Raw genomic sequence first — 14,085 nt, 5'->3', positions numbered from 1 at the left:
CACTTAGATTGCACGCCAGCCGATGTCCTTGCGGTAAAAGAGGCCGTCCCATTCCAATGAGCCGAGCGCTTGATACACTGCTTGTTGTGCAGCCTCTAGCGTGTCCCCGCTTGCCGCAACCAAGATGACGCGGCCGCCGCTCGCGGTAAAAGCATCCCCCGAACGGCTTGTGCCGGCATGAGTCACCGTGACTCCCTGCAATTGCGCAAGCTCCGGCAAGACTGTCCCTTTTTCCACAGTTCCCGGATAGCCGTCCGCTGCAATGACCACACCGAGCACAGGGCGCACGTCCCATTCAAGCTCCATTTCTCCGCCTTCCAGAATGGCCGAAATAAACGCGCCGAGGTCGGTCTTCAGGCGCGGCAAGACCACTTGCGTTTCCGGGTCGCCGAAGCGTGCATTGAATTCGATCACTTTCGGGCCACTGGCCGTCAAAATAATACCGGCATATAAAATCCCATTGAACGGAGTGCCTTCGCTGTTCATCGCCTCCACTGTCGGACGGACAATTTTCGCGAAAGTCTCATCTATGACTGTTTGTGAAATTTGCGGCACTGGCGAGTAAGCGCCCATGCCACCTGTATTCGGCCCCTTGTCACCGTCGTATGCACGCTTATGGTCTTGAGAGATGACCATCGGGTAGATCTGGCCGTCCTGGACGAACGACATGAAGGAAAATTCTTCTCCGTCCAGAAACTCTTCGATGACGACAGTCGATCCCGATGCGCCGAATTTTTGGCCATCAAGCATGTCCTTCACCGCAACGATCGCTTCTTGTTCGTTTTGTGCGACGACGACGCCTTTTCCCGCTGCGAGCCCATCCGCCTTGATGACAATCGGCGCGCCTTGCTGCTTAATGTAATTTATAGCTTCCTCGGTATCCGAAAAGCTTTCGTAAGCTGCAGTCGGGATATTGTATTTCTTCATCAATTCCTTGGCGAACGCCTTGCTGCCTTCGATGCGCGCCGCCGCTTTGTTCGGCCCGAAAATCTTCAAGCCGTGTGCTTCGAAGAAATCAACGATGCCTTCTGAAAGCGGCTGTTCCGGCCCGACGAATGTAAAGGCGATGTCGTTGTCCTTGGCGAACGCTGCTAAAGCTTCAAAATCCGTTTCGCTAATATCGACAAGCTCTGCGTCCTGTGCCATACCAGCATTACCAGGCGCTGCGTAAACTTTTCTGACCGATGGCGAAATGGCGAATTGATGGGCAAGCGCATGTTCACGCCCCCCTCTTCCGATAACCAATACGTTCATCATCGTACACCTCCCCGATTAATGTTTGAAATGGCGGACGCCCGTGAAGACCATCGCGATGCCGTGTGAATTCGCTGCATCGATCGATTCCTGGTCTTTTTTCGAACCGCCCGGCTGGATGATCGCTGTAATGCCGGCTTTTGCTGCCGCTTCTACCGTATCGGACATCGGGAAGAATGCGTCCGATGCCATCGCTGCGCCTTGCGCTTTACCAGCTGCCTGCTCGAGTGCAATGGCGGCTGCGCCGACGCGGTTCATCTGCCCTGCCCCAACACCTAACGTCATCGACTCATCACAAACGACAATGGCGTTTGATTTGACGTGCTTGACGACGCTCCAGCCAAGTTTCAAAGCTTCGAGTTCTTGCTCTGTTGGCTGTCTTTCCGTCACGACGCGGATATCTGCATCTTCATAGCCGAACGCATCCGGCTCTTGGACGAGCAATCCGCCTTCGACTGTTACCGTGTTCCATTTGTCGCGGCGTTTCGTTTCAAACGGCACCGTCAACAAACGGATGTTTTTCTTTTTGCCGAGTTCTGCGAGTGCCTCTTCCGTAAAAGATGGCGCAATGACGATTTCAAGGAAAATCTGCGACAATTGCTGTGCCGTCTCGAGGTCGACTTCACGGTTCAAGGCGACGATACCGCCGAAGATCGATGTCGAGTCCGCTTCATAGGCTTTCTTGAAAGATTCAGAAAGAGTAGCACCAGTCCCGACGCCGCACGGGTTCATATGCTTCACTGCGACGCTTGCCGGCATTGAGAATTCCTTAATGATCTGCAGCGCAGCATTGGCGTCTTGGATATTGTTATAGGAAAGCTCTTTGCCGTGCAATTGCGTGGCATGTGCGATCGAGAAATCCGAACCGAGCGCGCTCTTATAGAACGCTGCTTTTTGGTGCGGGTTTTCCCCGTAGCGTAGCGCTTGGGACAATTCATATGTAAGGGTCAACTGCTCCGGATACTGTTCATCCGTCAGTTCCGTCAAGTAATTGGAAATATACGCATCATACGCCGCGGTATGGCGGAATACTTTCGCTGCGAGTTTCCGGCGCAGCTCGGGGCTCGTTGTTTGCTGTTCACGCAATTCCGCAAGCACCGCTTCGTAATCACCGGAATCGACGATAACTGTCACGTAAGCGTGGTTTTTTGCAGCCGAACGCAGCATCGTCGGGCCGCCGATGTCGATGTTTTCAATCGCATCATCCACTGTCACATCCGGTTTTGCAATCGTTTCGCGGAATGGGTACAAATTGACGCAGACAAACTCGATCGGTGCGATGCCGTTATCGTTCATTTGCTGCTGGTGTTCGCTATCGTCGTGTTTCGCGAGCAAACCGCCATGGATTAGCGGATGCAAAGTTTTCACGCGTCCACCTAAAATTTCAGGGAATCCGGTCACTTCGTCGACTGCCGTCGTCGGAACGCCGTTGTCTTCCAAATGCTTGCGCGTCCCGCCTGTCGACAAGATTTCCACATCCATCTTCACTAATTCACGGGCAAACTCCAAAATGCCGGATTTGTCCGATACGCTCATCAATGCTCTTCTTTTCATTCATGGACCTCCTAGACCGACTGCTGCCGGCTGAATAATTGCTGCAAACTCTCAGGGTATAATTGGTGCTCGATTTCATGGATTTTGCGTTCTACTGTCTCACGGTCCGCACCGTCAACAGGAAACGAGCGCTGTGCGATGATCGCTCCCGTGTCCATGCCTTCGTCGACAAAATGCACGGTAACTCCCGCCTCTTTCGCCCCTGCTTCTAGCGTCTGGCCGATTGCATCTTTTCCAGGAAACGCCGGCAGCACCGATGGATGGATATTGACGATGCGGTTTTCATAAGCAGCGAGCAAAACAGGTCCGATCAAACGCATAAACCCGGCCAGCACGAGCCACTCGACACCCGCTCTATCTAATTTTTCCACCAGCATCGCTTCATATGCCTGTTTGGACGCATAATCACGCGGTGTAAACGAAAATGCCGGCACTCCTGCCTGCTTCGCCCTTTCCAACACAAATGCAGACGGCTTATCCGCCACGACCAAAACGATGTCCGCATCCAGCCTTCCGTCTTGAGTTGCTTCGTAAAGCGCTTGAAAATTAGAGCCGTTTCCAGAAGCGAAAACGGCCATTTTTGTTCTATTTTTCATGTAGAGTCCCATCCTGACTGCCTTGGAACTGGACACCCTCAATCTGCGTCACTTTACCGATTACATAGGCTTTGTCACCGCTCGCTTCAGCTGCTTGAATCGCCGCCTCAGCATCCACTTCAGAAACGGCCACCGCAAATCCGATGCCCATATTGAATACGGAATACAAATCACGGTCTGCCAGTTCGCCTTTTGCTTTCAATAGGTCGAACACCGGAAGCACCGGCCAAGAGCCAAGCTCAATCTCTACACCAAGTCCCTCAGGCATCATGCGCGGCAAGTTTTCGATAAACCCGCCGCCCGTGATATGCGCCATGCCGTGGACATCCGCTTTTTTACGGATCGATTGAATGGTTGTGGCATAGATTTTCGTCGGCTCGAGCAGCAAGGATTCGAGTGTGCCGAGCTCTTCAAAGCCCGCCACTGTCACGTCCAATGAGCCTTCCTCATCGCCGAATAAAATATGGCGGACGAGCGAATAGCCATTTGAGTGAATGCCGCTCGAAGCAAGCCCGACCAAGACATCACCCGCTTGGATCCGTTCGCCCGTCACAATATCTGCTTTTTCCGCAGCACCGACCGCAAAGCCGGCGATGTCGTATTCATTCTCATCGTAAAGCCCCGGCATTTCAGCCGTTTCTCCGCCGATCAATGCCGCGCCTGCATCTACGCAGCCATCGGCGACGCCTTTGACGATTTGTTCGATCTTTTCGGGAACCGCTTTGCCGCAAGCGATATAATCGAGGAAAAACAACGGTTCCGCACCTTGTGCGACGATGTCGTTGACGCACATCGCGACGCAATCGATACCGATCGTATCGTGCTTATCCGCCATAAAGGCCAGTTTCAGCTTTGTACCGACACCGTCTGTTCCGGAGACGAGAACCGGTTGTTTCAAATTCAGCTCGGACAAATCGAACATGCCGCCGAATCCGCCAAATGCACCGAGCATTCCCGTGCGTGCGGTGCGTTCGACATGGGATTTCATCCGCTTGACGGCCTCATAGCCCGCTTCGATATTGACGCCTGCTTTTTCATACGCTTTAGACACTTCGGTTCCCCCTATTTCACTTTTTCTTTTTCATGCGGCAGGACGGTATCCGGATAGATGTTCGTTGGATATTCGCCTGTAAAGCACGCCAAACAATGGCCGCATTTCGAGCCTGGGTCGGTACGTCCGATGTTTTGGACCATGCCATCAACCGATAAAAATGTCAGCGAATCGGCACCGATGATTTCACGCATTTCTTCTACTGTATTATTCGAGGCGATCAATTCGCCGGATGTACTGATGTCAATGCCGTAAAAACAAGGATTTTTGATCGGCGGCGAGCTGATGACGACATGCACTTCTGTTGCACCCGCTTCTTTCAATAAAGCGACAATGCGACGGGAAGTCGTGCCGCGGACGATTGAATCATCGACCATGACGACTCGTTTGCCTTTGACGACTTGCCGCACTGGAGACAGCTTCATCTTGACGCCGCGCTCGCGCATTTCCTGTGACGGTTGGATAAATGTCCGGCCGACATAGCGGTTTTTGATCAGCCCAAGTTCGTAAGGAATGCCGCTTTGCTCAGAAAATCCGATCGCGGCAGAAATACTGGAATCGGGAACACCCGTGACGACGTCCGCTTCGATATGGACTTCTTTCGCCAATTGCTTGCCGAGCCGTTTTCTAGCCGAGTGGATATTGATACCGTCAATATCGGAATCCGGACGGGAAAAATAAACATATTCCATCGTGCAGATCGAACGCTCCGCTGGATAGGCAAACCGTTCCTTGCGCATGCCATCATTATTGATGACTAAAAATTCGCCCGGTTCGACCGAATGGACAAACTCTGCCCCCACAATATCGAATGCACAAGTTTCTGAAGCGACGACCCAAGCATCTCCCATCTTGCCAACAGACAATGGGCGTAAACCATTCGGGTCAAGCGCCACGAACATTGCTTCCTCTGTCAAGACCAAGCAAGCAAATGCGCCTTTTAAAAGTGACAGAGCATTTTTCGCTTTTTCCTCAAAGCTTTCATAGCCGCTGCGCTTGATTAAATGAGCGAGCACTTCCGTGTCGGATGTCGTTTGGAAAATACTTCCTTGACGCTCCAAATGGCCTTTTAATTGCGTGGCATTGACCAAATTGCCGTTATGGGAAATCGCCAAGCTTCCCGTTGTCGAATTAAACAGCAAAGGCTGGACATTTTCGATGCCGCTGCCGCCTGCCGTTGCATAGCGGACATGGCCGATTGCCGCCATGCCCGTTATTTTCTCCAACTTTTCCGGTGTAAAAACTTCACTGACCATGCCTTCGCCTTTTAAAGCACGAAGAGCTTCTCCATCAGTCGAAACGATTCCTGCGCCTTCTTGGCCGCGGTGCTGCAAAGCATGAAGCCCATAATACGTGAGTTGCGCTGCGTTGGTGTGGCCCCAAATGCCAAAAATCCCGCATTCTTCGTTTAAGCCTCTGATTTCAGCAAGCATGGTATAGCCCCTTTCCAGGCGGAGCGGAGCGTTTCGACCGATTCATCGATCCAGACGGTTCCGTCTTCCCCTTTGACGATCATTCGATCACCCGTGACTTCACCGATTTTCCGTGCATCTATAACTGTTTTCTCGAATGCTTCCGCGTGCTCAGGTGATACCGTCAGCAAAAAGCGTGACTGGGTTTCACTGAATAGCGCAGTCGTTTTCGAACCTGTCAATGTCACTTCGACACCCAGCCCGTTGCCGAATGTCTTCTCAGCCATCGCGACTGCGACGCCGCCTTCTGCCGTATCATGCGCCGAAGCGACCAAGCCTTGCTGGATCGCAGAAAGAATCTGCGATTGGCGCTGTGCTTCGACTTCTAAATCGATGGATGGTGCTTTACCGAAAATGCGGCCTTCCACCATTTTCTGCAATTCGCTGCCCCCGAATTCGGTCATGCTGCCGCCGACAAGATAGACGAAATCCCCTTGCTTTTTCGCATCTTGCGTCGTCACATGCTTCAAATCTTCAACCAAACCGACAAGCCCGATCGTTGGCGTCGGGTAAATCGCCGTGCCGTTCGTTTCGTTGTATAAAGAGACGTTTCCGCCGATGACGGGTGCATTCAATGTAAGGCAAGCTGCGGACATGCCATCTGCCGCTTTTTCCAACTGCCAGAAAATCTCCGGCTTTTCCGGGTTGCCGAAGTTCAGGCAATCCGTAATCGCAAGCGGGCGCCCGCCTGAAACGACAACATTTCGCGCCGCTTCTGCGACAGCAATTTTGCCGCCTGTCTCAGGATCTAAATAGATATAGCGTGAGTTGCAATCCGTTGTCATCGCGAGCCCTTTATTCGTGCCGCGCACGCGGATGACAGCTGCATCGGATCCAGGCGAGACGACCGTGCTCGTGCGCACTTGATGATCGTATTGGTTATAAACCCATTCTTTCGAAGCAATCGTTGGTTGTTGCAAGAGCGCAAGAAGTGTCGCTTGATGATCTTCAACGTTCGGCTCTTCGTTCGGCAAACTTTGATATTCGCGGTAATATTCCGGTTCGCTCGATTTCTGATGATAAACTGGTGCATCTTCAGCTAGTGCGTCCACTGGTACTTCAGCGACGATTTCACCTTTATGCTTCAAACGTAGCGTAGAATCGTCCGTCACCCGTCCAACTGTCACAGCATCCAGTCCGTATTTTTCAAACAACTCGACGATCTCCGGCTCGCGTCCTTGCTGGACAACAATCAGCATGCGTTCCTGGGATTCCGACAGCATCATTTCATAAGCAGTCATGCCCGTTTCGCGCTGCGGTACATGATCAAGGTCCATCTCGATTCCAGATCCGGCTTTTGACGCCATCTCCGCCGAAGACGAAGTGAGTCCTGCGGCGCCCATATCCTGGATACCGATAAGTGCATCGGATTTCACCAATTCAAGGCATGCTTCCAACAGTAATTTCTCCATGAATGGGTCGCCCACTTGAACGGCCGGACGTTTCTCGTCGGATGCGTCCGTCAACTCTTCTGAAGCGAAGGTCGCACCGTGAATGCCGTCGCGGCCAGTTTTTGCACCGACGTACATGACCGGATTGCCGGTTCCTTTAGCGACGCCTTTTTGGATATCTTTATGGTCGATCAAGCCGACGCACATCGCATTGACGAGCGGGTTGCCATCATACGATGCATCGAATTGCACTTCGCCGCCCACAGTCGGGATGCCGATGCAATTGCCGTAACCGGCGATGCCTGCAACCACTTCTTCGAACAGATATTTCACACGCGGTGTTTCAAGTTCACCGAAGCGCAACGAGTTCAATAATGCAACTGGACGTGCGCCCATCGAGAAAACATCGCGGATGATTCCGCCGACACCTGTTGCTGCGCCTTGGTATGGCTCGATGGCAGACGGATGGTTATGCGATTCCATTTTGAATACGGCTGCCTGGCCATCACCGATATCAACGATGCCCGCGCCTTCACCTGGCCCCTGCAAAACATGATCGCCTTTAGTCGGGAATTTAGAAAGTACCGGCTTGGAGTTTTTATACGAACAGTGCTCAGACCACATAACAGAAAACAAACCGGTCTCGGTGTAGTTCGGCGTTCTGCCAAGTATGTCTTCGACCATTTTGAATTCAGCGTCCGATAAACCCATTTGCTTATAAAGCTGTTGCTCTTTAATCTGCTGTGTGTTCGGCTCAAGCGTGACTGACATGTGATTCCCTCCACTGTTTAACGATTGATCTGAATAATGGCAAGCCGTCCGTTCCGCCGATCAAGTCGGAAACGGCACGCTCCGGATGCGGCATCATGCCGAGCACATTGCCGCGGTCGTTGATGATGCCTGCAATATTATTGCGGCTGCCGTTGAAATCCTCTGCATATGTGAAAACGATTTGGTTATTGTCCTTCAAATGCTGGTAAGTTGCATCGTCGCAATAATAATTACCTTCCCCGTGTGCGACCGGAATGCGGATTTCTTCGCCTTCTTTATATTCGTTAGTGAATAAAGTATGGGCGTTCTCCACTTTCAAGCTGACCGTTCCGCAAGTGAATTTTAAATTCTTATTGCGCATAAGCATTCCCGGTAGCAACCCTGCCTCCGTTAGAATTTGGAACCCATTGCAGATGCCGAGAACCGGTTTGCCGGCTTCCGCCGCTTTGCGCACTTCGTCCATGACACCTGAAAAACGGGCAATGGCGCCGGCGCGCAAATAATCACCGTACGAAAAGCCACCCGGAAGCAAAATGCCGTCATAGCTGCTTAAGTCGTGCGTATCATGCCAAACGTATTCCGCTTCTTCTCCAAGCTCATCTTTGATGGCGTGATACATGTCCAAGTCACAATTCGATCCTGGGAAAACAATCACTGCGAATTTCATTGCGAGACAACCTCCTCGATTTCGTACCTGTAATCTTCAATCACCGTATTCGCCAGCAGTCGGCTGCAAAGTTCATCGACCAAAGCATCCACATCACGTTCACTGTCTCCGATGACCAATTCCAAATATTTACCGATCCGGACATCCTGTACCTCGTCATAGCCCATCTTATGGAGCGATCCCATCACAGCAGATCCTTGTGGGTCAAGTACACTTTCACGCAAAGTCACATACACTTTTACTTTTTTCATCAGTTTTGTCCTCCCAGTCGAGATAAAATGAGTTCATAAGCATCGGTCAAGTTGCCGAGGTTACGGCGAAATACGTCTTTATCGAGTTTTTGTTTTGTTTCTTTGTCCCACAGCCTGCATGTGTCCGGTGAAATTTCGTCAGCCAATAGAACTTCTCCGTTTTCATCACGGCCGAATTCAATCTTAAAATCAACCAAATCAACACCAATATCTTGGAAAAAGCCGATCAAAACATCATTGATCTTTCGTGCTTTGTCTTTCAGTACAGCGACTTCCTGTTCCGTCGCTAGCTCCAACATATCTATATGGTCATCCGTAATAAGCGGATCGCCCAGCTCATCGTCTTTCAAGTAAAATTCCACGACAGGCTTTTGGATCTCTTTGCCTTCTTCGATGCCGAGGCGTTTTGCCATGCTGCCGGCCACGATATTGCGGACGACGACTTCGATCGGAATGATGCTCACTGCGCGGACCAATTGCTCGCTTTCAGACAGCTGCTTTACAAAATGGGAAGCGATGCCAGCTTCTTTTAATTTCTCAAACAGCAAAGAGGTGATTTGATTGTTCAAGCGCCCTTTGCCTGAGATCTCTTCTTTCTTCTCTCCGTTGAACGCAGTGGCGGAATCTTTATATTCCACCCAAAGAATGCCTTGCTCGTCTGTTTTATACAGACGCTTCGCTTTTCCTTCGTACAATAGCTGAGCTTTTTCCATGATTGATGCCTCCGTTTAATTTAATTCGAGACGGTTGAAGATCATATCGACTTGCTGCAAGTGGTGGTTATAATCAAAGCAATCATCCAACTCTTCTTTTGTCAGCTGGGAAGTGATTGTGTCATTCGCTTCAACTACCTTACGGAAAGAAGTCTGTGTTTCCCACGCTTCCATCGCACAAGGTTGAACTGTATCGTAGGCTGCTTCACGCGCCATCCCTTTATCGATCAACGTCAGAAGCACACGCTGTGAATAAATTAATCCTAATGTCGAATCCATATTGCGCTTCATGTTTTCCGGGAACACCGTCAAGTTTTTAACGATATTGCCGAAACGGTTAAGCATATAGTTCAATGCGATCGTTGCATCCGGCAAAATGACGCGTTCTGCAGAAGAGTGCGAAATGTCGCGCTCGTGCCACAAAGATACGTTCTCGTATGCTGTCACCATATAGCCGCGGATCAAGCGCGCAAGGCCCGTCATATTTTCAGAGCCGATTGGATTGCGTTTATGAGGCATTGCCGATGAGCCTTTTTGTCCTTTCGCGAAAAACTCTTCCACTTCGCGTGTTTCGGACTTTTGCAAACCACGGATTTCCGTTGCAAATTTCTCGATCGATGATGCGATCAAAGCGAGCGTGCTCATATACTGTGCGTGGCGGTCGCGCTGCAATGTCTGTGTGGAAATGCGTGATGCAGCGATTCCTAAGTTTTTGCATACATACTCTTCAACAAACGGATCGATATTCGCATACGTTCCAACCGCACCGGACATTTTTCCTGTTTCGATCGACTTCGCAGCCGCTTCAAAACGTTCCAAGTTGCGCTTCATTTCCTCGTGCCAAAGTGCCAATTTCAAACCGAATGTTGTCGGCTCTGCGTGTACTCCGTGCGTACGGCCCATCATGACCGTCATTTTATGCTCTTTCGCTTTTACAGCGAGAATTTCGATAAAGTTCGTTAAGTCTTTGCGCAGAATTTCATTCGCTTGCTTCAATAAATACGAAAGTGCCGTGTCGACTACATCCGTAGAAGTCAAACCGTAATGAACCCATTTTCGTTCTTCACCAAGTGTCTCAGAAACCGCCCGGGTGAAAGCCACAACATCGTGACGTGTTTCTTCTTCAATCTCTAAGATGCGGTCTACTGAAAAACCAGCGTTCTCACGAATTTTTGCTACGTCTTCTTTCGGAATATCCCCAATTTCCGCCCAAGCTTCACATGCAAGAATTTCAACTTCCAACCATGCTTGGTATTTGTTTTCTTCTGTCCAAATGGCACCCATTTCCGGGCGTGTATAACGTGCGATCATAATCTATTTCCTCCAATTATTCCGGCCAAATGCCGGATGCGTCGATTTCGTTTAATGTTTCGTTTATATCATCGGTCAAAATGGTGACATGTCCCATTTTGCGTTTATGCTTCGCTTCGTCCTTGCCGTATAGATGAATCGACCAGTCCGGGTATTGCGCGATTTTGGTCGTAAGGGGAGCGACATGCTCGCCTAGCACATTCACCATTACCGCTGAACTCCAAAGCTTCGGCTTGCGCAATGGCCATCCGCAAATTGCACGGATATGCTGGTGAAACTGTGAAATATTTGTTGCTTCAATTGAATAATGTCCTGAGTTGTGAGGGCGTGGCGCTAGTTCGTTGACCAGAATCTCGCCGTCCGGCAACACGAACATTTCAACAGCGAGCGTTCCTACCATCTGCAAGTGCTCTGCAATCGCCTGTGCAGCCTCTTGCGCTTTTCGAATCGTTTCTTCATCAACACGTGCCGGCACGATCGTTTGGTGCAATATATGATCTTTATGGACGTTTTCGCCAATCGGCAATATCGCTGTTTCGCCTAGTGTATTTCGTTGGATTACTACAGAAATTTCCATTGTAAAGTCGATAAATGCTTCTGCAACGCAGTCTCCTGAATGGAATAAAGCTTCTGTTTCTTTTAGTCGTTCAGCATTTTTTACAATCTGTTGGCCTTTTCCGTCATATCCACCTCTTGCGGTTTTGACGACAAATGGATAATCCAACTGTCCAGCTTTTTCTTGCAACTGCTCAAACGAAGAAACTTCTATATAATCAGCAATCGGCACGCCCGCAGCACGGATTGCTTTTTTCTCGATAATTCTGTTTTGCGTAATCCCAATCAGTTCAGCACCTTGAGGTACATAAGCGATTTCTGCTAAATGGCGTAGCCCGTCCACATCGATATTCTCGAATTCATACGTGATAACGTCACTCACTTCCGCAAGTTCCTCAAGTGCTTGTGCATCATCGAATGGTGCCACGATTTGAACATCTGCAACTTGTCCGGTCGGCGAGTCCATTGCTGGATCCAAAACCGCGATTTTAAAGCCGGCTTCTTTTGCTGCCAACGCCATCATGCGGCCCAACTGACCCCCGCCAATGATACCGATCGTTTGTCCAGGTAAAATCGTTCTCGTCATATCAAATCACCTGAACTTTCCAAAACGGCTTCTGCAGTGCGCTTGCGTCTGTCTTCCAAAGCTTGCGCTGCTTCATTATCGACCGTTCCGAGAATTTGGGCAGCCAAGAGCCCCGCATTGATCGCTCCCGCTTTACCGATTGCGACAGTTGCGACAGGAACACCGCCGGGCATCTGAACAATCGACAATAATGAATCCAAGCCATTCAGTGCTTTCGATTGCACTGGAACGCCGATGACCGGTAATGTTGTTTTTGCAGCGACCATTCCCGGCAAATGAGCAGCTCCGCCGGCACCTGCAATAATGACATGCAATCCTCTGTCCCGTGCTTCCTCAGCGTAGCTGAACATCAAATCCGGCGTTCGATGTGCTGATACCACTCTTTTTTCATAACCGATATGCAGTTCATCGAGTATGTCGCATGTATGTTTCATTGTTTCCCAATCACTCGAGCTTCCCATAATAATGCCGATTCGCGGATCCATTCAATAACCTCTCTTTCAAAAGTAAAAAGCCCTCAAATAAACTGCTCACATGACGTGAAAAGCAGTTTACTTAAGGACTTTGATTCAACGAAAACATACGTGATGGCATAAAAAAGCACATCCTCCGTTATAAGTACCATAAGTTGCTTTCCCGCATAGTCCGGACATTTACGGTGTCCTGGTAGAGACGCAGAAGCCAATTCTTCTGCATATATGGGGTTTCCTCATTAATCATAACAAGATGGCTCGTAGGCGTCAATGATAAAGTCGAACATTGATAAGGTTGCTTTATTTAATGTTCGTGTTTTGTAGCCATCTTCTTCTATTTTTCGATTTTATTACCTTTAAACTTGATAATCTGTCGAACCGGTACTGGCTCACCGTTGATTTCTTCAAATAATGGCTCTTCCTTTCGGCCAACAGCCATATAGCCTGCCTGCTTCATGCGCTTCAAGCAGTCTTCCATCGATTCATGTTCTTTCACTTCAAACCAGAGCGTTTTTTTATTCATTTAAACAACCTGCCCCTTTTTACTTGTTTTACCCAAAAACCGCCATGAATAGTTTTCGGTTCATAAGCGATAATAAAGGCTTTAGGATCTATCTCTTGGATGGCTTTGTACAATTTCAATTCCATCTTTCGAGGTGTCAGGATTTGCATAGCTTGCCTGCCGCCATCTCTTCCGTTCGCATCCCAATCCGTCACACCATAGCCGTGTTCGCGTAGCTTTCGAGGGAGATAATCACTTTCATCATTGCTAATAACATTAACTGTTATATATCCAAGAGCCATTTTCTCTTCAATCTTGGAACCGATAATAACCCCGGATCCATAACCGATTGCGTAAGCGATCAAATTCTGTATTTGGTCAAGATTATCTAGTACAAGTCCGAGACCTACTATATATATAACCACTTCGACCATACTAACCAGTGCCGCCAAATATCGGAAGCCTTTCAATGTCATAATCATTCGCACCGTGAAAAATGTTACGTAAACGATATTGATTGAGAAGATAATTACAACCATCAACCATGGGTTTATATCCAAAATTTGCACCCTCTCTTTCACAATTAAATTTCATATTAGGTTAATCAAAGCATGATTGCAAGGGTGAATAGGCCTTATTAAATAAAACTCAAATTAAAACCATAAAAAAAAGCCGCTACCGAATAAACGGTAACGACTTTTCTTTGTGTGCCCAGCGACGTCCTACTCTCACAGGGGGAGACCCCCAACTACCATCGGCGCAAAAGAGCTTAACTTCCGTGTTCGGGATGGGAACGGGTGTGGCCTCTTTGCCATCGTCACTAGACTCTTTGAGCTTGTTCGCTCAAAACCGGATAAATCGACATTGTGAAACGCAATCAAATTTTGGTTAAGTCCTCGATCGATTAGTATTCGTCAGCTGCACGTGTCGCCACGCTT

The 14,085-nt window shown here is 49.3% G+C and carries 14 protein-coding genes, 1 rRNA gene and 1 riboswitch; all 15 genes read right to left on the bottom strand.

Annotation, left to right across the window (positions count from 1 at the left end):
* Positions 1-3: 3 nt before the first annotated feature.
* Complete coding sequence (purD, locus tag ACFO5U_RS00075; protein WP_377275708.1) at positions 4-1,254, bottom strand: phosphoribosylamine--glycine ligase; 1,251 nt, start codon at positions 1,252-1,254, stop codon at positions 4-6.
* Positions 1,255-1,272: 18 nt separating this feature from the next.
* Positions 1,273-2,808: a bifunctional phosphoribosylaminoimidazolecarboxamide formyltransferase/IMP cyclohydrolase gene (gene purH / locus ACFO5U_RS00070; protein WP_377275577.1), complete on the bottom strand. Its 1,536-nt coding sequence runs from the start codon at positions 2,806-2,808 to the stop codon at positions 1,273-1,275.
* Positions 2,809-2,819: 11 nt separating this feature from the next.
* Complete coding sequence (gene purN / locus ACFO5U_RS00065) at positions 2,820-3,404, bottom strand: phosphoribosylglycinamide formyltransferase (protein WP_377275575.1); 585 nt, start codon at positions 3,402-3,404, stop codon at positions 2,820-2,822.
* Positions 3,394-4,455, bottom strand: coding sequence for a phosphoribosylformylglycinamidine cyclo-ligase (purM, locus tag ACFO5U_RS00060; protein WP_377275574.1), 1,062 nt, complete (start codon positions 4,453-4,455; stop codon positions 3,394-3,396). Before purM ends, purN begins: the two co-directional genes overlap by 11 nt.
* Positions 4,456-4,466: 11 nt before the next feature.
* Positions 4,467-5,888, bottom strand: a complete 1,422-nt coding sequence (purF, locus tag ACFO5U_RS00055; RefSeq protein ID WP_377275572.1) for an amidophosphoribosyltransferase — start codon at positions 5,886-5,888, stop codon at positions 4,467-4,469.
* Positions 5,864-8,089: a phosphoribosylformylglycinamidine synthase subunit PurL gene (gene purL / locus ACFO5U_RS00050; RefSeq protein ID WP_377275570.1), complete on the bottom strand. Its 2,226-nt coding sequence runs from the start codon at positions 8,087-8,089 to the stop codon at positions 5,864-5,866. Before purL ends, purF begins: the two co-directional genes overlap by 25 nt.
* A complete protein-coding gene (gene purQ / locus ACFO5U_RS00045) occupies positions 8,073-8,756 on the bottom strand; it encodes a phosphoribosylformylglycinamidine synthase subunit PurQ (protein WP_377275568.1) in 684 nt (227 codons plus the stop codon). The genes purL and purQ overlap by 17 nt, the downstream gene beginning before the upstream one ends.
* Positions 8,753-9,007 carry a phosphoribosylformylglycinamidine synthase subunit PurS gene (gene purS / locus ACFO5U_RS00040; RefSeq protein ID WP_377275567.1) on the bottom strand — a complete coding sequence of 85 codons (255 nt, stop codon included), beginning with the start codon at positions 9,005-9,007 and terminating at the stop codon, positions 8,753-8,755. Before purS ends, purQ begins: the two co-directional genes overlap by 4 nt.
* Positions 9,007-9,720, bottom strand: a complete 714-nt coding sequence (gene purC / locus ACFO5U_RS00035; RefSeq protein ID WP_377275566.1) for a phosphoribosylaminoimidazolesuccinocarboxamide synthase — start codon at positions 9,718-9,720, stop codon at positions 9,007-9,009. The genes purS and purC overlap by 1 nt, the downstream gene beginning before the upstream one ends.
* Before the next feature lie 15 nt (positions 9,721-9,735).
* Complete coding sequence (purB, locus tag ACFO5U_RS00030) at positions 9,736-11,031, bottom strand: adenylosuccinate lyase (RefSeq protein ID WP_377275565.1); 1,296 nt, start codon at positions 11,029-11,031, stop codon at positions 9,736-9,738.
* A 16-nt stretch (positions 11,032-11,047) separates the two neighbouring features.
* Entirely contained in the window at positions 11,048-12,172 is a 1,125-nt protein-coding gene (gene purK / locus ACFO5U_RS00025; protein WP_377275564.1) for a 5-(carboxyamino)imidazole ribonucleotide synthase, read from the bottom strand.
* Entirely contained in the window at positions 12,169-12,657 is a 489-nt protein-coding gene (purE, locus tag ACFO5U_RS00020) for a 5-(carboxyamino)imidazole ribonucleotide mutase (RefSeq protein ID WP_377275562.1), read from the bottom strand. The genes purK and purE overlap by 4 nt, the downstream gene beginning before the upstream one ends.
* A 136-nt stretch (positions 12,658-12,793) precedes the next feature.
* Positions 12,794-12,894, bottom strand: a riboswitch (purine riboswitch).
* 85 nt (positions 12,895-12,979) lie between these two features.
* Complete coding sequence (locus ACFO5U_RS00015) at positions 12,980-13,168, bottom strand: NETI motif-containing protein (RefSeq protein WP_377275561.1); 189 nt, start codon at positions 13,166-13,168, stop codon at positions 12,980-12,982.
* Positions 13,165-13,686, bottom strand: coding sequence for a DUF2179 domain-containing protein (locus ACFO5U_RS00010; protein ID WP_377275706.1), 522 nt, complete (start codon positions 13,684-13,686; stop codon positions 13,165-13,167). The genes ACFO5U_RS00015 and ACFO5U_RS00010 overlap by 4 nt, the downstream gene beginning before the upstream one ends.
* A 170-nt stretch (positions 13,687-13,856) precedes the next feature.
* A 5S ribosomal RNA gene (rrf, locus tag ACFO5U_RS00005) occupies positions 13,857-13,972 on the bottom strand.
* Positions 13,973-14,085: the final 113 nt, after the last annotated feature.

The sequence above is a fragment of the Planococcus dechangensis genome, assembly GCF_042654465.1.
GTDB lineage: Bacteria > Bacillota > Bacilli > Bacillales_A > Planococcaceae > Planococcus > Planococcus dechangensis.
The sequence above is the reverse complement of the archived record's forward strand: the minus strand, read 5'-3'. Positions and strand labels throughout refer to the sequence as shown.